The organism is Thermosinus carboxydivorans Nor1 (genome assembly GCF_000169155.1).
Classification (GTDB): Bacteria; Bacillota; Negativicutes; order Sporomusales; family Thermosinaceae; genus Thermosinus; species Thermosinus carboxydivorans.
This window is the reverse complement of the sequence record NZ_AAWL01000010.1, coordinates 49,888-72,038: the sequence shown is the minus strand read 5'-3', so window position 1 is coordinate 72,038 and position 22,151 is coordinate 49,888. Positions and strand designations below refer to the sequence as shown.

Here is a 22,151-nt window from a genome sequence, read left to right as displayed (position 1 = left end):
ATTTTCACAAAAAGGACGGTGTGCAGTATGTCCATCCCGCTGCGAATAGTGCTTGGCATCCCCTTTATCCTGTTAAGCTGTCTCCTGGCGCCGGTATTCATCTTCCTGCTTATTGTCGCTTCGCCGGTTTCCTTTATCGTCGCCAGCCTGATGCGGCCCAAAGACCATCATGACGATAGCTCTTTTTCGCTCCACACCCATCTGCAGCCCCGGTAACAGAAAGGAAGCGGGCAGGGCATCTCTACCGCAGATGCCCTGCCCGCTTTTTTATGAACCATGGATGTCCCGGATGGCGACACCGGTGTAGTAATAGGTAAGAATTTCCCGAAAAGTGCGACCTTCCTTCGCCATGCCGTTGGCGCCGTATTGGCACAGGCCAACGCCGTGACCATAGCCAATGGTCTTAAAGACCAGACGGTCTTCCTTGGTTTCTACGGTAAAATTGGCGGACCGGAGGTCAAGTTTTTCCCGTATGGCCACCCCGGAAAAGGTCTTAGCCCCGATCCGCACTTTATCTACCCGTCCTGACTCGGTACGGTCCAGGACTTGGGCTATGGCGGTCTCCCCGGTTTTGGCCGCCGCCAGAGCCCCGACGTCGGCGCCTAGCCGCTGCTCAAGCTCGGTGAGCGTAATTTCCTTGGCATCGGTATAGCGGGGCGACTTCTGGTCCCATTTGCAAGCCACGCTTTTAAGATAGGGGTAATCAAAGCCCCATACTTCCTGGGCGCTGGCGGTACGCTCGCCGCTCGTCGAGTGAAAGACGGCGTGAATGGGCTCACCGCTATAGGTCAGGATGAGGCCGCGCGTCTCATCCACGGCCTGACTGATTTTTTGCCAGTAAACGTCGCTCTTAAAAGGCCCCCAGCGCTGGCGGAGCTGTGCCTCGCTCAGCCACGCCTGGCCCTGCCGGTGATCGGTGCTCACATCCGCGCCCGGCCGGTCGGGCAGGCCGCTGCCGCCAAACAGCACCATCTGCTTGACGGCATAGGTGCGGGCGGCGACCGCCTGGGCCTTAAGCGCTTCCAGCTCAAACTCGGCCGGCATCTCGGCGGCCACTACCCCCTTTATGTAGTCCTCCAAGTTCATTTCCACAATTTTATCCGCCTCGTGCAGGTAAACCTTGATGGGGATATCCTCTCCCTTGTGGACATTGGCCCGCGGCTGTATAGTCGTGGCGGCGGGGATGCCGCGCACGATGATGGCCGGCAGGACAATTACGATTAATATGACGATAATCGCCGTCAAGACCGCCACTTGTCTCACACCCGCGCCTCCTCCCGCCTGTAAGCAGTACATACTATGCAAACTGTAGCGGTCTTAATGCTAAAAATTTATTAAACCGCAAAGATATTCATGCCAATAAATTGGCACCACAAGCGATGAAAACCGTTATTCAACCACGGAGGGCACAGAGGCGCGATATTCATCCCCACCTCATACTTCATACCTCATACTTCATACCAAATAATCAAAACCTCCCGGCGTTTAACCAGGAGGCCCACAATTATCAATAGTTATTAGTGCTAACCAATAACCCGTTCAATGTCGGCGCCAAGACTCTTGAGTTTACCGACGAGGTTGTCATAACCACGATCAATGTGATGAATGCAGCTAATTTCGGTCTGGCCTTCGGCGGCGAGTCCGGCAAGGACCAGGGCGGCGCCGGCCCGCAGGTCAGTCGCCTTAACCGGGCAGCCCTGGAGGCGGGGCACGCCTTCCACAACGGCGCTGCGGCCCTCGATTTTAATGTTCGCCCCCATCCGCTTGAGTTCGTCCACATGCATAAAGCGGTTCTCAAAGACGGTCTCGGTAATAATGCTCGTACCGTGTGCCACCGTCATAAGTGCCATGAACTGGGCCTGCATATCGGTGGGAAAACCGGGGTACGGGAGAGTCTTAATATCGACAGTGCGCAGAAAACCGGTGCCTTGCACCCGCACGCCGTTTATATCTTCTTCGATGCGCACGCCTGCTTCCTTCAATTTGGCGACGACCGGCTTGAGATGTTCGGTCAGGGCGTTTTCGATGTAGACATCGCCATTGGTGATCGCTGCCCCCACCATATAAGTGCCGGCTTCGATGCGGTCAGGAATGACGGTGTGGGTGGCACCACGCAGCTCATTTACTCCTTCGACTTTGATTACGTTGGTGCCGGCGCCGCGGATTTTGGCCCCCATGGCATTGAGGAAGTTGGCCAAATCAACCACTTCCGGTTCTTCGGCCGGGTTTTCCAAAACCGTCGTCCCCTTGGCCAGCGCTGCGGCCATTAAGATGTTTTCCGTTGCCCCTACACTGGGAAAATCAAGATAAATGCGAGCGCCGTGCAGGCCCCGGGGGGCTTTGGCCTCAACATAGCCATGGCCGAGCACGATCTCGGCACCAAGAGCTTCAAAACCCTTAAGGTGCAGATCAATGGGCCGCGTGCCGATGGCACAGCCGCCCGGCAGAGAAATTTTCGCGAAACCGGTGCGGGCCAAGAGTGGCCCCATGACCAAAAAGGAGGCCCGCATCTTTCGCACGAGCTCGTAAGGAGCTTCGCAGCCTGTAATGTCACTGCTATCCACGACCAGCGTATCGGTATCTTCCCACCGCACCTTGGCGCCAAGACATTCGATGACTTCGGAAATGGTGCGCACATCGTCCAGCCTGGGCGTTTCCATCAGCCGGCTGGGCGAAGTACCGAGCAGCGCCGCGGCAATAATCGGCAGGACGGCGTTTTTCGCGCCGCTTACTTTTACGGTGCCGCAGAGCCGTTTGCCCCCGCTTATAATAAGTTTGTCCACAAAAGTTCCTCCCACCATGCAAGCTGCTAATGCTCGCGGGTAATCACCGGCGAGCCGATTAAGACATATGTTCGATCATCATAAGGACTATAGCGCATAGCCATATTAACGTTCACTCGCTCGCTGCCAATCTGCAGCCAGTCGGCAATGACCGGCGAGTAACCGCTAAAACTAGAAAAATTGGCATAATGCACCTGATTATTAACAGTGCCGCCGATGCGGTCAAAGGCGGCGGTCAGCCTTTGGACCCGCTCCGCCTCCTCTAGTTTACCATCAATATAACCCGCCAGGCAAGTAGACAGCCGCGGCGAGCCGCCGGCATTCCTGATTATATTATCAATTTTATTACGCCAGGCGTCAATGGGCGCGTCCGCCAAAGCGTCCACATTTATTACCAGATAGGCTTCGACGCGGCCAGACGCCAGCTGCATAACTTGCGCAATCGCTACGACGTGAGTGCGGTCGCCGGCCGCGTCGGCCCGCACCAAGCGATGACGCTGACTGCAGTTATAATTTAGTTTATAGTCGGCAGAATCTATACCGAGCCGCGCCATAACCATGCGAACAAGCTCTTCCAGATCATTGTCGTTTACCGTGGCCGTCGGTAGCTCAGCCCACCCGTTCAGACTGAAATCGTTGAGCTGCGCGCCGGTAGCCGTCATGGTCTCCACCAGCAGCGCCGTCTCTGGCTTGTCCCAGGCCGGCCGGCTCAACCCGGCTGACAGATGGTTATCCTTGGCCACGATTAACACCAGAAAAACCGAAACGATGATAATGCTGAAAATCCATCTATTGCGGCGAAAAACCATTTTCTCCCCGTCCCATCCATTTCAGCGTTTTGCGGCAGTTTTCTCCCTAACACAATTCTTGCCAGTTTTTAGGGGAGTTATACGCTGAAAATTTCGCCACAACCCAACTACTCAAAAAAGAAAACCACGGAGGACACGGAGGGTTAATTTTTAACCTGACGCGATGAACTCGCGTCTCCGTGTCCTCTGCGGTTAAATATAGCGCTTCATTGGTTTACATCTTTTTATGGTATTCGGCGACGCTGAGGCGCATGAGCGCCCGTTTCAGAGCCTGTTCGGCGCGGGCCACGTCGATCCCTTCGCGGTACTTCAGCCGGGCCTCGGCCCGCTCGCGCGCCGCCTCGGCCCGTTTTACGTCAATCTCTTCGGGCAGTTCGGCGCAGCCAGCCAAGACGGTCACTTTATCGGGGCGGACTTCGATGAAGCCGCCGCACACGGCAATGCGCTTTTCGCCGTCGTCTTTGAGGATGCGCAGGGGTGCAATCTCCAATCCGGCGATAAGGGGGGCATGGCCGGGCAAGATGCCGATATCGCCGTCGGTGGCGCGGGCGATAACCATGTTAACGTCATCGGAATAGGCCAGGCGCTCGGGGGTGACAATGTCCAGTCTAACCGTTTTGGCCACCTGTTATTCCCCCTTCATTTTCCGCGCCTTTTCCACCGCTTCATCTATTGTGCCGACCATATAAAAGGCCGCTTCGGGCAGGTCGTCGTGTTTGCCGCTAAGAATTTCTTTAAAGCCACGTATCGTCTCTTTCAGCGGTACGTATTTGCCGGGCGTGCCGGTAAAGGCCTCGGCGACGAAGAAGGGCTGGCTGAGGAACCGCTGAATTTTCCGCGCCCGGGCAACGGTGAGTTTGTCTTCGTCGGACAGTTCTTCCATGCCCAAAATGGCAATAATATCCTGCAGCTCTTTATACCGCTGGAGCACTTCCTGAACGCCCCGGGCCACTTCATAATGCTCCTGGCCAATGATATTGGGGTCAAGGATCCGCGACGTCGAGTCAAGCGGGTCCACGGCCGGGTAAATGCCCAGTTCGGCGATTTGCCGTGATAGCACGGTAGTAGCATCGAGGTGGGCGAAGGTCGCCGCCGGCGCCGGGTCGGTCAAGTCGTCGGCCGGCACATAGACCGCCTGCACGGATGTAATGGAGCCTTTTTTGGTGGAGGTGATGCGTTCCTGCAGCGCGCCTACGTCGGTGCCCAGCGTCGGCTGATAACCTACCGCCGACGGCATCCGGCCCAGCAGCGCCGACACTTCCGAACCGGCTTGGATAAAGCGGAAAATGTTGTCAATAAACAGCAATACGTCCTGGCCGTGCACATCGCGGAAATACTCGGCCATGGTCAGGCCGGTGAGGCCGACCCGCATCCGCGCGCCAGGCGGCTCGTTCATCTGACCGTAGACCAGAGCGGTCTTATCAATAACGCCCGACTCGCGCATTTCCATCCACAGGTCATTGCCTTCGCGCGTCCGTTCGCCGACACCGGCGAACACGGAGAAACCGCCATGCTCAGTGGCAATGTTGCGGATAAGCTCCATGATGAGTACGGTTTTGCCTACGCCGGCGCCGCCGAAGAGACCGATTTTACCGCCTTTAGCATAGGGGGCAATCAGGTCGACGACCTTGATGCCTGTTTCAAGAATAGTTGTGGAAGTTTCTTGTTCCTCAAAGCTGGGCGCCGGCCGGTGGATGGGCCAGTAGTCTTCGGCAATTACTTCCCGGTCGTCGTTGTCCACCGTTTCGCCCAGTACGTTGAATACCCGCCCCAGAGTACCTTTGCCGACAGGGACTTTAATCGGCGCGCCGGTATCGACGGCCGTCATGCCGCGCACCAGGCCGTCGGTCGAAGACATGGCCACGCAGCGGACGGTGCTGTCACCCAGGTGCTGCATGACTTCGGCCGTCAGCTTAACTTTGACGTCGCCGTTTTGACCTTCAATCCTGATGGCATTGTAAATAGCCGGCAGTTGTTCCGGGGGGAATTCTATGTCAACGACAGGGCCGATTACTTGAATTACTCTACCAGTGTTCAACAGTTTCCCCTCCTACTTTAGCGCCTCGGCGCCACCCACGATTTCAGTGATCTCGCGGGTGATGGTGGCTTGGCGGACCTTGTTGTAATTGAGAATGAGTTTTTGGATAAGTTCCTGGGCATTGTCGGTGGCCGAGCTCATGGCCGTCATCCGGGCCCCGAGCTCGCTCGCCGCTGCTTGCAGCAGGGCACTGTAAATCACCGTCTCCAGGTATTTGGGCAGCAGCAGGTCCAAAACTTCTGCCGCCGACGGTTCAAAAATATATTCGGCCTGCGGCGCCTCACCGCCGTCCGGAGTATCGGTAAGCGGCAGCAATTTGACGGTTGTCGGTTTTTGGTTGATCGGTGAAAAAAACTGGGTGTAAACGAGGCGAATTTCGTCATATTTCCCGGAAATAAAGGCGCTCGAGAGTTCCTTGGCAATTTTCACCGCGTGATCGTAGGTCGGCTTTTCCGAAAAACCGAGATACTCGCTGTCAATGGTGTAGCCACGGCGCTTGAAATAATCGCGCGCCTTGCGGCCGACAATCACCATACCAATGTTGTCTTTGCCGCGAACCTGGGGCAGTACCTCCCGGATAATGTTGGCCGAGTAGGCGCCGGCGAGACCTTTGTCAGCGCTCAGGATAAGATAGCCGATGCGGTTCACCTCACGCACCGCCAGCAGCGGATGGCTGACGTCGCGAGTACTGGCGGCAACACTGGCCAACACTTCCCTTATTTTTTGGGTGTATGGTTTGCTGGCGGCGGCCCGTTCCTGGGCCCGGCGCAGCCGGGCCGCAGCCACCATCTTCATGGCCTTGGTAATCTGTTGGATGTTTTTGACGCTCTTAATGCGGCGCCGGATATCCCTTGCGCTAGGCATTTGTCATCACCTCGCCGCGCCGGCGGCGCCTTCCTGGCTGATGGACACAAAGGTGTCTTTAAACTCCTTGATGGCCTTTTGCAGGGCCGCTTCGGTTTCGCTGTCAATAACCTTCTTCTCGCGGATGGTCTTGCCAATCTCGGCGTAGTTGGCACGCATAAACTTCAGGAAGTCTTGTTCGAATTTCGTGACATCCGCGACGGCCACATCGTCAAGGAAGCCGTTAACGGCAGTGTAAATGACCATAACCTGTTCCTCAACCGGCATAGGCGCGTATTGGGGCTGCTTGAGAATTTCCAGCGTCCGCTGGCCGCGGTCAATCAGGGCCTTGGTCGCTTTGTCCAGGTCAGAACCGAATTGGGCAAAGGCCGCCAGTTCACGATACTGGGCCATGTCCAAACGCAGCCGACCGGCAACCTGCTTCATCGCTTTAATTTGGGCCGCGCCGCCAACACGGGATACAGAGATACCGGCGTTGATTGCCGGGCGGATACCCGAGTAGAACAGCTCGCTCTCAAGGAATATTTGGCCGTCGGTGATCGAAATGACGTTAGTGGGAATGTAAGCCGACACGTCGCCGGCCAGGGTTTCGATGATCGGTAACGCGGTGATGGAACCGCCGCCAAGGGCGTCAGACAGTTTTGCCGCGCGCTCGAGCAGGCGCGAGTGGAGATAGAACACGTCGCCGGGATAGGCTTCCCGTCCGGGCGGACGCCGCAGGAGCAACGACATGGCGCGGTAGGCTTGGGCGTGTTTGGAAAGGTCGTCATACACGCACAGCACATGGCCGCCTTTATACATGAAGTATTCACCCATGGCAACCCCGGCATAAGGCGCCAGGTATTGCAGCGGCGCGCTGTCGGCAGCGGTAGCGGCAACGACAATGGTATAATCCATGGCGCCGGCTTCTTCCAGCGTACGCACTACCCGGGCGACAGTCGACGCTTTTTGGCCAATGGCGACATAAATGCAGATAACGCCCTGGCCCTTTTGATTGATGATGGTATCAACGGCGATGGCCGTTTTACCGGTACCGCGGTCGCCGATGATCAGCTCCCGTTGGCCACGGCCGATGGGGATCATGGCGTCAATCGCTTTAATGCCAGTCTGCAGCGGCTCTTTTACCGATTGCCGATCAGCAATACCGGGGGCCGGATATTCGACCGGACGATGCGTGGTAACATTAATAGGGCCTTTGCCGTCCAGCGGCTGGCCCAGCGGATTGACGACCCGGCCAATCAAGGCTTCGCCGACCGGCACTTCCATAATCCGGCCGGTACGGCGGACCGTGTCGCCTTCTTTAATTAACGTTTCGCCACCAAGGAGCACGCCGCCGACACTGTCTTCCTCCAGGTTGAGCACCATGCCGTATACCCCGTGGGGAAATTCCAGGAGTTCGCCGGCCATGGCCTTTTCGAGACCGTGGATGCGGGCAATGCCGTCGCCCACTTCGATAACGGTGCCGACGTCATCGACATTGAGGTCCACCTGATAGCGCTCTATCTGCTGCTTAATGATAGCCGTTATTTCTTCTGGCCTCATCTTCATGCTAGTCTGTCACCCCAATCTTAGTCAGTTCAGTGCTAAGCAGCGCCGCTTTCAGCGAGTTGAGCTGACGCGCCACGCTGCCGTCGATCAGCTTGTCGCCAATTTTTACGACAACACCGCCAAGGATGGAGTCGTCCACAGCGGTTTTAAGGGCCACATTGCGGCCGGTCACGGCGCTGAGTTTGGCCGCCAAAGCCTGCTGCGCTTCAGGGCTGAGGGGTCGGGCGGTCGTGACCTGGGCTTCAACGATATTGCGGGCTTGATTGGCCAACTGGATAAACTCGTGGACAATGGCGCGCAAGGCCGTCTCCCGGCGTTTGTCAACAAGCAGCAGGAGAAAGTTGCGCACATATTCGGTCAGCTCACTGCCAAAAACCTTGCGGATGGTGTCTTTTTTCGCTTCCGCCGGCACGCGCGGGTGATAAAACAGGGTGGCCAGGTCGTTATGGCTGGAAATAGTGCTTTCAACCAGGGTGAGCTGTTTTTCCACCTCGTCCAGCATGCCTTTTTCCTGGGCCAGTTCAAAAATGGCCTGGGCGTATTTCAGCGCCAACTGGCTCTTTAGCATGGCATACCACCTATTTTTTGCCGGTCAAGCTTGTCAATAAAATCTTCTACCAGCTTGGCGTTGGCTTTTTCATCCAGGTTTTGGCCGATAATTTTGGTAGCGGCAGCAATGGACAGGGAAACCACCTCGTTTTTCATTTGCGCGAGGGCGCGCTCGCGCTCACGGGCGATCTCGGCCTGCGCTTCCTTAAGAAGCCGAGCATGTTCGGCCCGGGCTTCTTCCAGAATTTGCTCCTTGGTCTGCTCCGCCAGTTTCATCGCTTTTTCGACAATGGCCTGGGCCTGGGTACGGGCCTCGGCCAGCTGCTGCTGATACTCGCGGCGAAGCTCTTCCGCCGCCGCCCGTTCCCGGTCAGCCGCCGCAATGCTCTCGGCAATGCGGGCCTGCCGGTCGGCCAGTGCCTGCATCAGCGGTTTATAGGCCACCTTGGTCAGAATGGCCACCAAAATAAGAAAATTTATTATTTGCGCGATAAGTGTCGCGTTGAGTTCAACCAACGAGGGCCCCTCCTCTTTCCGGCGTGTAAGGGAGGCGACGGAAAAACTTTCCGTCGCCCGATCTACGCCCAATTACTTGATAAACGGATTGGCAAAGACCAGCACGATGGCGATAACGGCGGCAATAATGGGAATAGACTCGATCAGGCCCACGGAAATGAGCATATTGACCAGAATCGTACCCTTGGCTTCCGGTTGTCGTGCCATGCCCTCGATTGCCTTGGCCGTTACCTGGCCGTCACCCATGGCCGCGCCAAAAGCGGCCAAACCGATGGCCAGCGCAGCGGCAATTACAGAGGCAGCAACAATGATGGCGTGTTCCACAATGAACTCCTCCTTCAGCTATTTAAAATGTGTTTTTGCACGGTAAATTATTGGTTAATGATGGTCATCTTTTAACGCATTGGAAATGTACGACATCGACAAGATGGTAAAGATAAACGCCTGGACAATGCCGACGAAAACGCTGAATGCCAACCAAGCTGTCGGGATTACATATGGCACTAAAATCCCCAAAATGATTATCAGAATTTCCCCAGCCAGGATATTGCCGAATAAACGGAAAGAAAGCGTTACCGGCTTGGACACCTCTTCGATGATGTTGATTGGCAGGAACAGTATATTCGGCTCCAGGAAGTGCTTGAGATAATTAAAAAGTCCTTTGCTCGCAGCTCCGGCGACATGAACGACAGCGATGACCAACAGCGCCAACCCCAGGGTGGTGTTGAGGTCGTTGGTCGGCGACGTGAAACCAGGCACAAGCCCCAGCTCGTTCGCTACCAGCAAAAACAGGAATAGCGTAATGAGCAGCGGCGCCAATTTCTTGCCTTTCGGTCCCATGGCGGCCTCAATTTGCTCTAAAAGCGCCAAAATCACCATTTCCAGCGCGTTCTGCCAGCCGCTGGGCACCAGGCTTAAGCGTCGCGTGGCCAGAACAGCCAGGATGATGACAATGGCCATTGTCAGCCAGGTCATATACAGCGTATCCATATTGAACGCCAGACCGGCAAAATAGGCAACTTTGTGACCGCCAATTTCATGTCCTCCACCATGTCCCATACCTTCACCCCTTTCTTGCGTATTGTCGGTTGCTGTTAAACAGCTCTTTAGCTACCAGGACGGTGGCATTCAAAAAGATGACTATCTGGAGGGAAAATAATCCCGTCACAGCCGCTAAGAAGTTGATGGTTGTCAGCTTGAGGGCAAGGACAAGCGCTAGAGCAATAAACATAAGCCGCACCAGCCAGCCTGACCGCATGTAAGCCACCGCTTTGGCCGCCGGCATTTCCGCGCTGCGGCGCACCCGGTAGCAAAGCAGGCAAAAATAAATAGCGCTCACCGCTGACCCGAAGGCCAAGCCCCGAGCCCAATCGGCGCGTCCGGCCAACAGGGCGCCGCCAATGACCGAAAGCGCCAAGACGGCAATTTGCAGCAACGTGCGTCTTGCTTCAATAGCGTATTCCTGCATAAAACCCTACTTTCCCACAATCCGTTTATAGGTACTCCACAGACCGGAAACCATGCCAAGGACGATGCCAGCCACGGTGGCCCACGGATGGGTATTCAGCCAGTTGTCGACCATCCGGCCCCCGAAAAGGCCTACCGCCACCGATACGGCCATGTGCAGGCCGATGGTTCCGGCTAGTCCTAAGGCGGAAAAAAGCTGGCGTTTGTCGTCGTCCTCCATCTGCTTGCACCTCATGCGCGGATTACGAAAGTTAGTATGCCCTTTATCCGGTAATTTAAGACAATCCTAATTTACCTATATGACGAAGTATTTTTATTCGTCATAATTGGTATTAATCCTGCTTTTCTTTTTCGATAAAAACATTTTGGGCAAATTTAACAAAAGCAATAAAAACCTGGTTGACATCAGTCAGCCAGGTTTTGTGCATCCTTAATACCAAAGACCAACAACTTTCCAGTAAACAAGCCCAATTGTCAAATAAATGACGGTATGCAGTGCGGTTACTAGTAAACCTATGCTCCACCACGACTTTTTATCGTTGTACCCCTTGGCAAACAAGATGGGACCAACACCGTTGCCATAATGGGTTAGCGTCGAGGATACAACCATGAGAAAGAGTACCAGAAATACCGCTGGATAACGCGGCACATCAGTTGCGGCAATTACCGAGTAAGCCAGCGGAGCAAAAGAAGCGACATAACCGACGAGCGAAGCGAACAAGTAATGAGGAATGGTCGCCAGCAAAGCGACTAATGCTAATGTAGAATATACCCCAAGACCGCCCGGTAAGATAGTCTTAATATAGGCAGCCAGCCAAGTAAAGAAGCCCAGTTTCGTTAATGCCGTCGACAGGCCCATAATGGCGCCGAACCACATTAAACTGGCCCATGTTTCCTTGCTTTCAGCCAGGTCTTTCCAGTCGAGGATGCCAAAAATCAACATCAACGCTATACCCACAAAGGCTACGAGAGTTGCATCGATTTTGGTTACACTGCCTGTTACCCACAGGCCGAGGATGAGAATAAAGATTGCGCCGGCCAGCCATTCCTTGACCGTAACCTCGCCCAGTTTTTCCAGCTCTTGCTTGGCCGATTGGCGGACTGTTGCCAAGGATGTCAATTCAGGCGGATAGATTTTATATACCAAATAGGGTATCAGGAAAAAGCCGATAAAGCCCGGCAGGGCAGCCATCGTCCAGAGCGGCCAGGTTATCTTGACGCCCAATGTATCCTGCGCCAGCTTCACATTAAGCAAGTTGGGACCAAGTGCCGTCATAAATAAACTGCCGGTGGTCATGCTCATCAAATATAAGAGCAAGGTAATATAAGAACCAATCCGGCGCGGATTTTTCGTCGGACTGGAATCACAGGCCTCAAACACTCCTTCCGCCAGCGGGTAGACAAGACCGCCAGTGCGGGCAGGGGCTGTTGGCGTACTCGGACTAAGTAATAAGTCCATGAAGCCGAGAATGTAACCGATCCGCAGAGTCGTTTTGCCAAATTTACTAATTAAGATGAGTCCAACGCGGCGAGCTAACCCGGACTTTTTGAAGCCCACGCTGATCATGATGGCGACAACGATGAGCCACACGGTGCTATCGGTGAAGCCCACCAGCAAGTCTTTTAAAGGTACGACCAAGACCGCGGCGGCAGTCATGGTAACCATCAGCCATGCTGCCTCCGGCAACGATTGCACTATCAACCCGAGAATAGTAGCGATAAAAATACCGAACAGTTTCCAAGCGGTAGGCTTTAAGCCGACCGGTGCCGGCACCAGAAAGAAAATACTGGCCAGTACTACAGGAATAAGCAATCTTACAAAACGATTGCTGAACATCCAATTCCTCCCCATTCAAAGCAAGCTTATCTAACTGAACGGCAAATTAACTTCGCATTCGCTATGTTCCAAGTCCCCCCTCTGCTTTCAGCCCTGCCGTCGCCAGCAATGCCTCTTACAGAGCTTATTCTGGAAAATGCAAATGCTATTATTATTCAGGCCATAATTTTAGACAAAGCCAGCTGCAAACTAACCGACAAATAAGCGGGTTATTGCGTGCCTCGCAGAGCCTGTACGTTAATTGGGCCGCTCCCCAAATAGCCGCCCCTTAATGCGCGGGCAGCCATATTTTTTACTTTTCTGTTGTCGGCGCGGGGCAGCCAAACTGCTGGGGAGGGCTGTTTAGCAAGCCGTACCGCCACAAAATGGTCTCAACAATCCGCCCGGCCGCCTTGCCGTCGCCGTAAGGGTTGCAAGCGGTGGCCATACGGTGATATTCGGCGCTGTCGGTTAAGAGACGCTCCGTCTCGGCGTATACCCGCTCGCGGTCGGTACCAATTAACTTGACAGTGCCAGCGGCAATAGCCTCGGGCCGTTCGGTGGTGTCTCTCAGCACGAGGACCGGTTTGCCGAGCGACGGCGCCTCCTCCTGGATGCCACCCGAGTCGGTGAGAACAATGTGCGAACGGGCGATGAGATTAGCAAAGGGCTGATAATCCAGAGGGTCAATGAGGATGACGCGTTCGATACCGCCCAGTTCGGCGCTTACCACCTGCCGCACCAAGGGATTTTTATGGACCGGGAAGACAATTTCTACATCGTCATAGCGGGCCACGATGTCGCGCAGGGCTTGATACACCTGCCGCATGGGCTCTCCCAGGTTTTCCCGGCGGTGCGTCGTAACCAAAATCACCCGCCGGCCGCCTTCGCCTATCCCCGCCAGGGCCCCGTCGGCAAAACGGTACTCTTTGTTCACCGTGGCCATAAGGGCATCGATGACCGTATTGCCCGTGACAAAAATAGCATCGGCGCCCACTCCTTCACCCAGCAGGTTATCCCGCGCCGTAGCCGTCGGTGCAAAGTGGAGGTCGGTGAGCGCGCCCGTCAGCTTGCGGTTCATTTCCTCCGGAAAGGGTGAATATTTATGGTGGGTCCTGAGGCCGGCCTCCACATGGCCTACCGCCGTCTGATGATAAAACGCGGCCAGGGCGCCGGCAAAAGTCGTGGTCGTATCGCCATGAACAAGAACGATATCCGGCCTTTCGCGCATCAGTACTTCATTGAGGCCGTGCATGGCCCGGCAGGTAATATCAAACAGCGTCTGTCCCTGAGACATGATATCCAGATCGTAATGGGGCTGAATGCGGAAAAGATGCAGCACCTGGTCAAGCATTTCCCGGTGCTGAGCCGTAACTGCCACCACCGGCGTAATAAGCTCAGGATATTTACCAAGCTCGATCACCACCGGCGCCATTTTGATGGCCTCCGGCCGGGTGCCAAAGACAGTCATGACTTTAATAGGCGACAATCTGCATCACACTCCAAACCGCTTTTTTATCACTCTGTACTTTCCGCTTTCCACTTACCTCATACCTCATACCTCATACTTCATACCTCATACTCCATCCTAATAATTAAACAGGCGGGCCACAGGCCCGCCCATTTTGGTTCATCAATGACTTTTTACCGAATCTACGTCTTTAAGGACGCCGATTTTCTTCGCGCCAAAAAACGCCACCGCCAGCAGCACCACAATAATGAGCATGCCTATGACTTTGTTTACTTCCGTAAGCGCGATGGCGCTTAGTCCCAGGCAGCCGCTGATCACATACATCAAGAGCACCGCCTGCCGCTGGGTCAGGCCCATGGCCAGGAGGCGATGGTGCAAGTGCCCTTTGTCCGGTTTAAAGATTGGTTGTCCGCTAGAATATCGGCGAATAATGGCAAAAGCGGTGTCCATAATCGGCAGTCCCAGCGCGACAATGGGCACAACCAGCGCAATGGTGGCTGCGCTCTTCACCGTGCCGAGAATAGACACGGCCGCCAGCATATAGCCAAGAAACATGCTGCCAGTGTCGCCCATGAAAATTTTCGCCGGGTTAAAGTTATGATAGAGAAACCCGAGCGCACTACCGGCCAAGGCTGCGGTCAAAATCGCTACCGTCCAGAAATTCTGTTGGAGCGCCACAAGCAGGATGGTGATGGAAGCAATGGTCGAAACGCCTGCCGCCAACCCGTCTAACCCATCAATCAGGTTTACGGTGTTAGTCAGCCCAACCACCCATAAAATGGTGAGAGGAATAGAGAAATAATCGAGATAAATCATATCGCCGAAGGGATTGGTCAGCCATTCGATGCGCACATTAAACAGCAGCAGTACCATAGCGGCCACAATCTGACCCAGTAGTTTCACCCGCGCCGGCAATTGCTTAAGGTCATCGATAATCCCGACGACCAAAATCACCGTACCGCCCATCAAAAGGCCCATGATTTCCCGGTTAACATGCATGCTGGCCAGCACTGCCAGAACAAACCCAAGATAAATGGCCAGCCCCCCCAGACGCGGAATGGGATGGGTATGCACTTTGCGGGCATCAGGCGCATCGAGCGCCCCTGCCTTTATTGCCAGTTCCTTTACATGCGGCGTCACAAAATAAGCCACAGCCAAAGCTACGGTAAAAGCCACAACGTATGTCTGCACTGCGAACACCCCGTTTCTAGCAAAGCCCGATTTCCATCGGCACCATTTACTGGCAGAGGAAAGTCCAACAAACAGGAATATTGTACTCCGCGCCAGCAAGATGTGTCAAACGGCGGTTAACCGCCAAATTTCTCTTAAAAATTATTATTTTCATTACCAATAACTATATACATCCGAAAGGACAGCATGACGCGTTCATCCGCGGCCTAGCGCCGCCGGTTTAACCGCGAGAAGCCCGGTAAGTTAACGTCATCTGTTGCCATTGTATCATAACTATCGCCGCTTGTCACCAGGCCGGCAAAAAACGCCCGCGACAATACCCGGCTTAGTACAGAAATAACTCGCCAGTTTTGAAACGGCGAGTTATTTCTGTACTAAAATTTTAGTTATAAATTGTCATACCGGCAAGCTTTACCCATATGTCCTGTCAGTTCAGCCTGGATATGGTCGCGTACTGTCTGGACAACCGCAAGACACTTGTCAAGATCAATACCAGTGGCAACCCCCATTGCCTGAAGCATGTTCACCATATCTTCGGTTGCCGTATTGCCGGCAGCACCGGGCGCAAAGGGACAGCCCCCCAGACCGCCAACCGATGTTTCAAAGCTAGTCACGCCGGCCGCCAATCCAGCCAGCGTATTGGCCAGGCCCATGCCGCGGGTATCATGGAGATGTAAGCCTAATGGTATATTGGGAAAAGCGTTCTGCACAGCACGCACTAAATTATACACCTGCTTCGGATTAGCCACCCCGATGGTGTCGCAGAGTACTACCGTGGATATACCGCGCTGTAACCCTGCCTCGATAAGGCTGAGTACGAGGCCGTCATCCACCCGGCCCAGAAACGGACAACCGAAGGCGGTGGCCACATCGAGCCGCACCTTCAGGTCCGGCAGTTCCGAGGTAATACTAGCCAGTTCGACCAACGACTGGTCACGGGTACGGTTGATGTTTGCCAAATTATGTTTTTCGCTGGCCGAAATGACATACGCGACTTCACGGATACCGCAACGGTAGGCATTCTTGGCCCCTACCAGGTTTGGCACTAAGGCCAAAGGAACAAAATCCGCTTCTTGGTATTTGGCACAAACCGTTGAGGCAATTTCTGCCGCGTCAGCCATCTGGGGAATGGCTTTGGGATGAACAAAAGATGTAACTTCCATCTTACGCACCCCGGCGGCTATCAGCTGTGCAATTATTTGCAGTTTCACTGCCGTAGGAATAAAGGTCTTGATATTTTGAAAGCCGTCGCGGGGACCAACCTCCACCACTTCGACGCGGGAGGGAAATTCCATCATGTTTATCACCAGCTTATATTATTTCTTGTTCTTTTAGGGCTGCTATTTCTTCAGCGGTTAAGCCAAGCAGATCGCGATACACTTCATCGTTGTGTTGTCCGAGGAGCGGCGCAGGCGTACGGACACAGGGCTTGGTTTCGGACAGTTTCAGGTGGGTACCAGCAATCTTCATACGGCCGGCTTTAGGATGATCGATTTCGACGAACATTTCACGGGCGCCAGCGATATGCGGGTCATTTACCACCTTGTCAATGGTATTGATCGGAGCTGCCGGTATCCCGGCCGCAAGCAGTGCATCAACAACTTCATCCACCGTTTTGGTCATTGTCCAGGCCTCAACCAGTTTTTTCACTTCTTCGTGGTTCTGGACGCGCTTATAATTTTTATCAAACTCAGGCCGGAAAGCTAAATCAGGATCTCCCATGAGTTCACATAACTTTTGCCATAGTTTATCATTGGCGGCGCCAATAACTAAGCTGCCGTCCTTAGCCCGAAAGGAATCATAGGGATAAGTGGACTCATAACGGTTGCCAATTCGCTGCGGAATACGGCCTTCCACCAAGTAAATCTGGTTAATGATTTCCAGACTGGCCACGGCCGAATCAACTAAGGCCACATCCACTTTCTGACCGATGCCGGTCATATCGCGATAGCGCAAAGCTGCTAAAATACCGATTGTGACCGACAGGCCGGCAAGGACGTCAGCCATAGCGGTACCAGTACGGGTAGGTTCACCCCCAGGCCAGCCGGTGGTGCTCATCAGGCCGCTCATAGCCTGACCGATGATATCATAGCCTGGGCGGTCTTTATATGGTCCGTAGTGGCCAAAGCCAGATACGCAGCCATAAATGATCCGGGGGTTGACTTTTTTTAGATCTTCATAGCCAAGCCCTAGTTTTTCCATCGTCCCTGGCCGGTAATTCTCCACGACAATGTCGGCCTTTTTCACCATTTCGAGGAAAATTTCCTTGCCCCGGCCTTTAAGATTGAGGGTTATGCCTTTTTTGTTGCGGTTGAGATTCATATAATATGAACTTTCGCCGTTAACAAAGGGACCAAACTGGCGGCTGTCATCGCCTTTTTTGGGTACCTCAATCTTAATCACTTCCGCCCCCATGTCAGCCAACATCATGGTGCAAAAGGGTCCAGCCAAAACCCTGGTCAGATCGAGAACCCGTACTCCGTGAAGTGCTCCTTGGTATTCCATGACTAATCCTCCTAAATCGTCTTTTTCAGATATGGCACCAGTCCGCCCACGTTAACAAGTTCCAGGATATGCGCGGGGATTTTAGTGCCATAGTAAGTCTCCTGCCTGGTAACATTGCGAATAATGCCGGCCTCCAGTTCAATCTCGATGGTGTCGCCGTTTTGGATTTTATCGACATCGGCGCACTCAATAACCGGAATGCCAAGATTAATGGCGTTACGATAGAAGATACGGGCAAAAAATTTCGCAACAATGGCGCCTACCCCGAGGTACTTAAGCGTCAGCGGCGACGTTTCCCGACTGGAACCAGAACCGAAGTTGGCCCCTGCTACCAGGATATCACCGCGTTGTACTTTGCTGGCAAATTCGGGGTCAATGGCACTCATGGCATATTTTGCCGCCTCGGCAATACTGAGTTCCATGTATTGCGGCGGCGAAATTATATCGGTGTTGATGTTGTCACCGTATTTATGCACTTTTCCGCGTACTATCGTATTCATAAGCTCCCTCCCTAGAGAAATTCGCGCGGATCGGTAATGACGCCAGTAATAGCACTGGCTGCGACCGCCATTGGCGATGCCAGGTAAATGCCAGCATTTTTACTGCCCATGCGGCCAATAAAATTACGGTTAGTGGACGAAATGCAATATTCGCCATCGGCCAGCAAACCCGAATGCAGGCCCACGCACACGCCACAGGTCGGCGCCAGGATAATCGCCCCTGCCTCAGCAAGTATCGACAAGATTCCGTCAGCAGCAGCTTGTCGCCAAATTTCATGCGACGCCGGCGATACAAGCAGACGCACACCGTTGGCTACTTTACGCCCTTTAAGGACACGGGCCGCCGCTGCCAGGTCGTTATAACGTCCGCCGGTGCAGGAACCGATATAAGCCTGATGAATGACCTGACCTTTTACATTACTGAGTTCTGTGACGTTATCCACTTCATGCGGACAGGCGACAACCGGCTCAAGTTCGCTGGCATCAAAGCGGTAGGTTGCACAGAAAACAGCATCGGAGTCGCTGGCAAATAACGTATAGCCTTCGGTAATGCCGCGGGCCTTAAGATATTCCACCACCTTGGTGTCAGGCGCCATCAGGCCTGCTTTGGCGCCCATTTCGACAGCCATGTTGGTGATGGCCATACGTTCATCCAGGCAGAGGTTGGTAATGGCGTCACCTACATATTCCACCGCTTTGTAGGTAGCGCCGGCGTGACCGATCGTCCCGATGGTTTTAAGCGACATGTCTTTGGCCATGACGCCGTCGGGAAGACGGCCGGTCCACTCCACTTTGATCGTCTCCGGCACGCGCAACCATGTTTTGCCGGTCAACAAAATACCCAGCATTTCGGTAGAACCAACACCACTGGCAAATGCCCCCAGTGCCCCACCCATGCAGGTGTGGGAATCAGTGCCCAGCACCACTGTCCCCGGTAGGACGTGGCCATACTCTACCATAACCTGATGACAAGGACCGATGAATTCATAGTAGTTAGCCACGCCATGGGTTTTCGCCCAATCACGGGTAAATTTGACGATTTCGGCCTGCTTAATGGTCGCTGGCGGCGTATAGTGGTCAGAAATAATCACTACTTTATCTCTGTCCCATACTTCATCTTTAATTTCTTTCATTTTTTCGGCGATTTCCACCCGCGGACCAAGAATGTCGTCCATCATAGCCTTATCCACATTAACCCACAGAATATCGCCAGCCGTAGCAGTTGGTACACCTGCCGCCTTGGCCAGTATTTTTTCGGACATTGTCTTACCCATCGCAATCCTCCCTTAACAATATGCCAGGTTATAGGCCCCAGATACGATACAAACCTGATGCCGCTACCAATGTCATGAAAATTACGCCCGTTACAGCCACCAGGAACATTTGGATAAAGAGTTTGTTTTGGTCGGCAGCGGAAATGTGTGCATTGGCCGCATACGAAGCGAGGGCAAGAGCACCGCCGGTGGAAGCAGGGCTGATACCGGCCGTATGGGCCGTCATGGTAATGGCGGAAATTAGGTCAAGCGGCGAAACATTGCCGCCCAGTGAATTAATGAGGGCTGAAACAGTAGGAATGAGCGTCGGCATAACTACCCCGGAAGTACTGGAGAACCAGGACATGATGCCGGCCGTAAGACCAATAATCGGCGAAGCGGTTGCCGGTGTCATAAAGGTAGCTAAAAATTTGGCTAACATATCGATACCTTTTAGTTTAATAGCAATATTCATCAGTACACCAACACCGCAGACCAGAATAAGCGTTCCCCAAGGTATGCCGGCAATGGACTTACGTTCATCGGCAACGTTTAGCCATAATAGCACGACGCCGGTAACAAAAGCAACCAGGCCAACATTATATTTAGTCAGCAGTACGACTACCACCATGGTTACGATACCGGCCATGGTGATGAGCTGGTCGCGGTTAAAGGCCGGCAGATCTGACTGCTTTAGCACTTTATCGGATTTAATCTTATAGCCACCAAGAACAAGGTACAAAAAGGCGGCGAACAGCGTTTCACCCATAAGAGAATTGTAAAAGTATGGCAAGTCAATACCGGTTATTCCCTGCTTAGCGGCCAAAGTGATGCCAATAATCCCTGTCGGCGCAATCGGCGAAATACCGCCGGCGCAAGCCCCGAGAATGCCAATTGGCGCCAACAGTAAGGGCGAAATACCCAGTTCGGCTGCCAACGCCATACTGATGGGAGCAATCAAGGCCATGACGGGAATGGTGCCCGGACCAATAGCCGCGAGAAAAGTGGTAAGCAGATAAATAGCAATCGGAATCAGACGGGTCTGACGACCGGCCACGGCTACTACTTTGCGGGCAAACAGTTCAAGCGTACCGTTTGTCTGGGCGATGCTGAACAAGAAAGTCACTCCTAGCAGCATCATGAACAACTGAGTACTCCAGCCGTTAATGATATCTGCTTCCTTGAACCCCGCCAGCTTGCCCAGAATAAAGGCAAAAGCAATGGCAATAAGACCGGTATTAAGCTTGCGGAAAAAACCGATGGCAATGGCTAATACCAGCGCAATCAAAGACAATAGACCTAAATTCACAACTTTCCCTCCATTTCTGAAACGTAATATTGACACTAATTTGTCTGGCGCATCAGATTAAGTCCCCCCTCTTCTCACCTCCGCCGTTTAATTATGCAAAAAGCGTGCCACCGCCAAAAAAAAACAAATTTAGGTACGCCAAAACAAGTCCTTTTTTATTTTTGAAAATAAAAAAACGGCGGATTACGAAAATCCACCGCATCAGCAAGGCACTTTAAATTTTTTCAAATTAAATATTACTTTTTCATTTTTGGAAACTCCGTACCGCCCTGTTTGCGCCACAAAGTAGTACGACCAATCCCCAATCGTTTAGCTACCTGCTCATAGTCCTTCCCCGATTTTTCCAGTAAGATTTCAATGATTTTCTTCTCCACCTGGCTAACTGCTTCCTTAAGACTGCCGGACAAATTGACGCGGACCGTTATGCTATCATCCTCGTTAAGCGGGGCGTTGATGACCTTCTGCAGCATGTCCCGCCAGGCAGGTACGGGAAAATGAGCCGCCAGCACGGCCAGCCGCTCCATAAAATTGCTCAACTCCCGGATATTGCCCGGCCAATTGTAAGCCATTAACAGCGGCGCCAGTTCCTGCGCCGCCCGATTGTAATCTATGCCGGGCCCTAATCGTTTTTGTAAAAAGTACATAGCGAGAGGAAGAATATCTTCCGGCCGCTCCCGCAGCGGCGGTAGAGTAATTTTTAGTACGTTGAGGCGATAATACAAGTCTTCACGGAATTCCCCCTGCTCAACACGTCGATTGAGGTCTTTATTGGTAGCACTGATAATGCGAATATCGATGGGAATAATTTTATCACCGCCAACCCGCATGATTTCTTTTTCCTGGAGCACCCTCAGTAATCTGGCCTGTAGCGACGGCGCAATTTCACCAATTTCATCGAGAAAAATCGTACCGCCGTGGGCCAATTCAAATAGTCCCGGCTTGCCATCTGGGATACCGGTGGCCGTAGGCGGCATTGTTACGGTGGAACTGGCGGCTAAGCATGGCTTGAATTGCTTCTTCAAATGTATGACAAGTAAACTGCGGCCCATTACCAGTCCGGATAACTTGAGTCTGTAGCAATTTACGCTTAAATAGAGCTCTTTTAACAGGTTGGCGGCATATTCGCCCTCACAGGTCAGACCAATATGGTAGTCTATGATCACTCTCCCAAAGCTCATTGGGGTTGGTAACAGTCCGGTTGCGGGTCAGGCGGCGGATACTGATTGGTTATAAGAGTAACCAGAGACTGGCTGGTCGCCGCGTGGTACTGGTGCTTGTGTTTTATCTTCGGCAGACTGGGGAGACTGTTTGTGTTTACGCTGCTCATAGTAGGTAGACTCATTAATGCCGATAATACGCAGCACTTTGGCCGCATGGTATTCCCGACTTATCCACCTATCGGTAACAGCTATTTTGTCCGATAGCCGTACGTTGTCTTTTTTAGGAGATCACGCAGTATTGCGATTTCCAGATGTTTATCGCCTAAAAGTTTTTTAGACGCTCATTTTCGGTTTCGAGTTGCCGGAACTCCT

The 22,151-nt window shown here is 53.3% G+C and carries 23 protein-coding genes; 1 reads left to right on the top strand and 22 read right to left on the bottom strand.

Features of this window, described 5'->3' with window-relative positions:
* The first annotated feature begins 27 nt into the window (after positions 1 to 27).
* Positions 28 to 216: a hypothetical protein gene (locus TCARDRAFT_RS08520; RefSeq protein WP_040683224.1), complete on the top strand. Its 189-nt coding sequence runs from the start codon at positions 28 to 30 to the stop codon at positions 214 to 216.
* 51 nt (positions 217 to 267) lie between these two features.
* Here the strand turns inward: TCARDRAFT_RS08520 and spoIID are convergent, their stop codons facing one another.
* The 22 genes from spoIID to TCARDRAFT_RS15300 form a co-directional block, all read right to left on the bottom strand.
* Entirely contained in the window at positions 268 to 1,263 is a 996-nt protein-coding gene (gene spoIID / locus TCARDRAFT_RS08515; protein ID WP_007289597.1) for a stage II sporulation protein D, read from the bottom strand.
* Positions 1,264 to 1,523: 260 nt separating this feature from the next.
* Positions 1,524 to 2,783: a UDP-N-acetylglucosamine 1-carboxyvinyltransferase gene (gene murA / locus TCARDRAFT_RS08510; protein ID WP_007289596.1), complete on the bottom strand. Its 1,260-nt coding sequence runs from the start codon at positions 2,781 to 2,783 to the stop codon at positions 1,524 to 1,526.
* 26 nt (positions 2,784 to 2,809) lie between these two features.
* Positions 2,810 to 3,592 (bottom strand): YwmB family TATA-box binding protein, encoded by a 783-nt coding sequence (locus tag TCARDRAFT_RS08505; protein WP_007289595.1) that lies wholly within the window; start codon positions 3,590 to 3,592, stop codon positions 2,810 to 2,812.
* 214 nt (positions 3,593 to 3,806) lie between these two features.
* A complete protein-coding gene (locus TCARDRAFT_RS08500) occupies positions 3,807 to 4,217 on the bottom strand; it encodes a F0F1 ATP synthase subunit epsilon (RefSeq protein WP_007289594.1) in 411 nt (136 codons plus the stop codon).
* A 3-nt stretch (positions 4,218 to 4,220) separates the two neighbouring features.
* Entirely contained in the window at positions 4,221 to 5,630 is a 1,410-nt protein-coding gene (atpD, locus tag TCARDRAFT_RS08495; protein WP_007289593.1) for a F0F1 ATP synthase subunit beta, read from the bottom strand.
* 12 nt (positions 5,631 to 5,642) lie between these two features.
* Entirely contained in the window at positions 5,643 to 6,494 is an 852-nt protein-coding gene (gene atpG, locus TCARDRAFT_RS08490) for an ATP synthase F1 subunit gamma (protein ID WP_007289592.1), read from the bottom strand.
* Between the two features lie 6 nt (positions 6,495 to 6,500).
* Entirely contained in the window at positions 6,501 to 8,042 is a 1,542-nt protein-coding gene (gene atpA, locus TCARDRAFT_RS08485) for a F0F1 ATP synthase subunit alpha (protein ID WP_007289591.1), read from the bottom strand.
* Between the two features lies 1 nt (position 8,043).
* Positions 8,044 to 8,610, bottom strand: a complete 567-nt coding sequence (gene atpH / locus TCARDRAFT_RS08480) for an ATP synthase F1 subunit delta (RefSeq protein ID WP_007289590.1) — start codon at positions 8,608 to 8,610, stop codon at positions 8,044 to 8,046.
* Entirely contained in the window at positions 8,604 to 9,107 is a 504-nt protein-coding gene (atpF, locus tag TCARDRAFT_RS08475; RefSeq protein WP_007289589.1) for a F0F1 ATP synthase subunit B, read from the bottom strand. Before atpF ends, atpH begins: the two co-directional genes overlap by 7 nt.
* A 72-nt stretch (positions 9,108 to 9,179) precedes the next feature.
* Positions 9,180 to 9,431 carry a F0F1 ATP synthase subunit C gene (gene atpE, locus TCARDRAFT_RS08470; protein ID WP_007289588.1) on the bottom strand — a complete coding sequence of 84 codons (252 nt, stop codon included), beginning with the start codon at positions 9,429 to 9,431 and terminating at the stop codon, positions 9,180 to 9,182.
* Positions 9,432 to 9,485: 54 nt separating this feature from the next.
* Complete coding sequence (atpB, locus tag TCARDRAFT_RS08465; protein WP_007289587.1) at positions 9,486 to 10,166, bottom strand: F0F1 ATP synthase subunit A; 681 nt, start codon at positions 10,164 to 10,166, stop codon at positions 9,486 to 9,488.
* Positions 10,167 to 10,170: 4 nt separating this feature from the next.
* Complete coding sequence (locus tag TCARDRAFT_RS08460) at positions 10,171 to 10,575, bottom strand: ATP synthase subunit I (RefSeq protein WP_007289586.1); 405 nt, start codon at positions 10,573 to 10,575, stop codon at positions 10,171 to 10,173.
* A 6-nt stretch (positions 10,576 to 10,581) separates the two neighbouring features.
* Positions 10,582 to 10,794, bottom strand: coding sequence for an AtpZ/AtpI family protein (locus TCARDRAFT_RS08455; protein WP_007289585.1), 213 nt, complete (start codon positions 10,792 to 10,794; stop codon positions 10,582 to 10,584).
* A 210-nt stretch (positions 10,795 to 11,004) separates the two neighbouring features.
* Positions 11,005 to 12,411: a DASS family sodium-coupled anion symporter gene (locus TCARDRAFT_RS08450; RefSeq protein ID WP_007289584.1), complete on the bottom strand. Its 1,407-nt coding sequence runs from the start codon at positions 12,409 to 12,411 to the stop codon at positions 11,005 to 11,007.
* A 292-nt stretch (positions 12,412 to 12,703) separates the two neighbouring features.
* On the bottom strand, positions 12,704 to 13,879 hold the full coding sequence (gene wecB / locus TCARDRAFT_RS08445; protein WP_007289583.1) for a non-hydrolyzing UDP-N-acetylglucosamine 2-epimerase: 1,176 nt from the start codon (positions 13,877 to 13,879) through the stop codon (positions 12,704 to 12,706).
* A 144-nt stretch (positions 13,880 to 14,023) separates the two neighbouring features.
* Entirely contained in the window at positions 14,024 to 15,052 is a 1,029-nt protein-coding gene (locus tag TCARDRAFT_RS08440) for an MraY family glycosyltransferase (RefSeq protein WP_007289582.1), read from the bottom strand.
* A gap of 386 nt (positions 15,053 to 15,438) precedes the next feature.
* Positions 15,439 to 16,350, bottom strand: coding sequence for a hydroxymethylglutaryl-CoA lyase (locus TCARDRAFT_RS08435; RefSeq protein ID WP_007289581.1), 912 nt, complete (start codon positions 16,348 to 16,350; stop codon positions 15,439 to 15,441).
* A 13-nt stretch (positions 16,351 to 16,363) separates the two neighbouring features.
* Entirely contained in the window at positions 16,364 to 17,557 is a 1,194-nt protein-coding gene (locus tag TCARDRAFT_RS08430; RefSeq protein WP_007289580.1) for a CaiB/BaiF CoA transferase family protein, read from the bottom strand.
* Between the two features lie 11 nt (positions 17,558 to 17,568).
* Complete coding sequence (locus TCARDRAFT_RS08425) at positions 17,569 to 18,057, bottom strand: LeuD/DmdB family oxidoreductase small subunit (RefSeq protein ID WP_007289579.1); 489 nt, start codon at positions 18,055 to 18,057, stop codon at positions 17,569 to 17,571.
* 11 nt (positions 18,058 to 18,068) lie between these two features.
* Entirely contained in the window at positions 18,069 to 19,331 is a 1,263-nt protein-coding gene (locus TCARDRAFT_RS08420) for a 3-isopropylmalate dehydratase large subunit (protein ID WP_007289578.1), read from the bottom strand.
* A gap of 28 nt (positions 19,332 to 19,359) precedes the next feature.
* Positions 19,360 to 20,619, bottom strand: coding sequence for an SLC13 family permease (locus TCARDRAFT_RS08415; RefSeq protein ID WP_007289577.1), 1,260 nt, complete (start codon positions 20,617 to 20,619; stop codon positions 19,360 to 19,362).
* 236 nt (positions 20,620 to 20,855) lie between these two features.
* Positions 20,856 to 21,782: a sigma-54-dependent Fis family transcriptional regulator gene (locus TCARDRAFT_RS15300; protein ID WP_050769612.1), complete on the bottom strand. Its 927-nt coding sequence runs from the start codon at positions 21,780 to 21,782 to the stop codon at positions 20,856 to 20,858.
* Positions 21,783 to 22,151 lie beyond the last annotated feature (369 nt).

Bases quoted from the DNA above. Each gene is read 5' to 3' on its own strand.
- atpG (WP_007289592.1), bottom strand. From the start codon at position 6,494: ATGCCTAGCGCAAGGGATATCCGGCGCCGCATTAAGAGCGTCAAAAAC.
- atpB (WP_007289587.1), bottom strand. From the start codon at position 10,166: ATGGGACATGGTGGAGGACATGAAATTGGCGGTCACAAAGTTGCCTAT.
- TCARDRAFT_RS08460 (WP_007289586.1), bottom strand. From the start codon at position 10,575: ATGCAGGAATACGCTATTGAAGCAAGACGCACGTTGCTGCAAATTGCC.
- TCARDRAFT_RS08430 (WP_007289580.1), bottom strand. From the start codon at position 17,557: ATGGAATACCAAGGAGCACTTCACGGAGTACGGGTTCTCGATCTGACC.
- atpA (WP_007289591.1), bottom strand. From the start codon at position 8,042: ATGAAGATGAGGCCAGAAGAAATAACGGCTATCATTAAGCAGCAGATA.
- TCARDRAFT_RS08420 (WP_007289578.1), bottom strand. From the start codon at position 19,331: ATGGGTAAGACAATGTCCGAAAAAATACTGGCCAAGGCGGCAGGTGTA.
- TCARDRAFT_RS08520 (WP_040683224.1), top strand. From the start codon at position 28: ATGTCCATCCCGCTGCGAATAGTGCTTGGCATCCCCTTTATCCTGTTA.
- TCARDRAFT_RS08450 (WP_007289584.1), bottom strand. From the start codon at position 12,411: ATGTTCAGCAATCGTTTTGTAAGATTGCTTATTCCTGTAGTACTGGCC.
- atpH (WP_007289590.1), bottom strand. From the start codon at position 8,610: ATGCTAAAGAGCCAGTTGGCGCTGAAATACGCCCAGGCCATTTTTGAA.
- TCARDRAFT_RS08425 (WP_007289579.1), bottom strand. From the start codon at position 18,057: ATGAATACGATAGTACGCGGAAAAGTGCATAAATACGGTGACAACATC.
- TCARDRAFT_RS08455 (WP_007289585.1), bottom strand. From the start codon at position 10,794: ATGGAGGACGACGACAAACGCCAGCTTTTTTCCGCCTTAGGACTAGCC.
- TCARDRAFT_RS08435 (WP_007289581.1), bottom strand. From the start codon at position 16,350: ATGATGGAATTTCCCTCCCGCGTCGAAGTGGTGGAGGTTGGTCCCCGC.
- TCARDRAFT_RS08505 (WP_007289595.1), bottom strand. From the start codon at position 3,592: ATGGTTTTTCGCCGCAATAGATGGATTTTCAGCATTATCATCGTTTCG.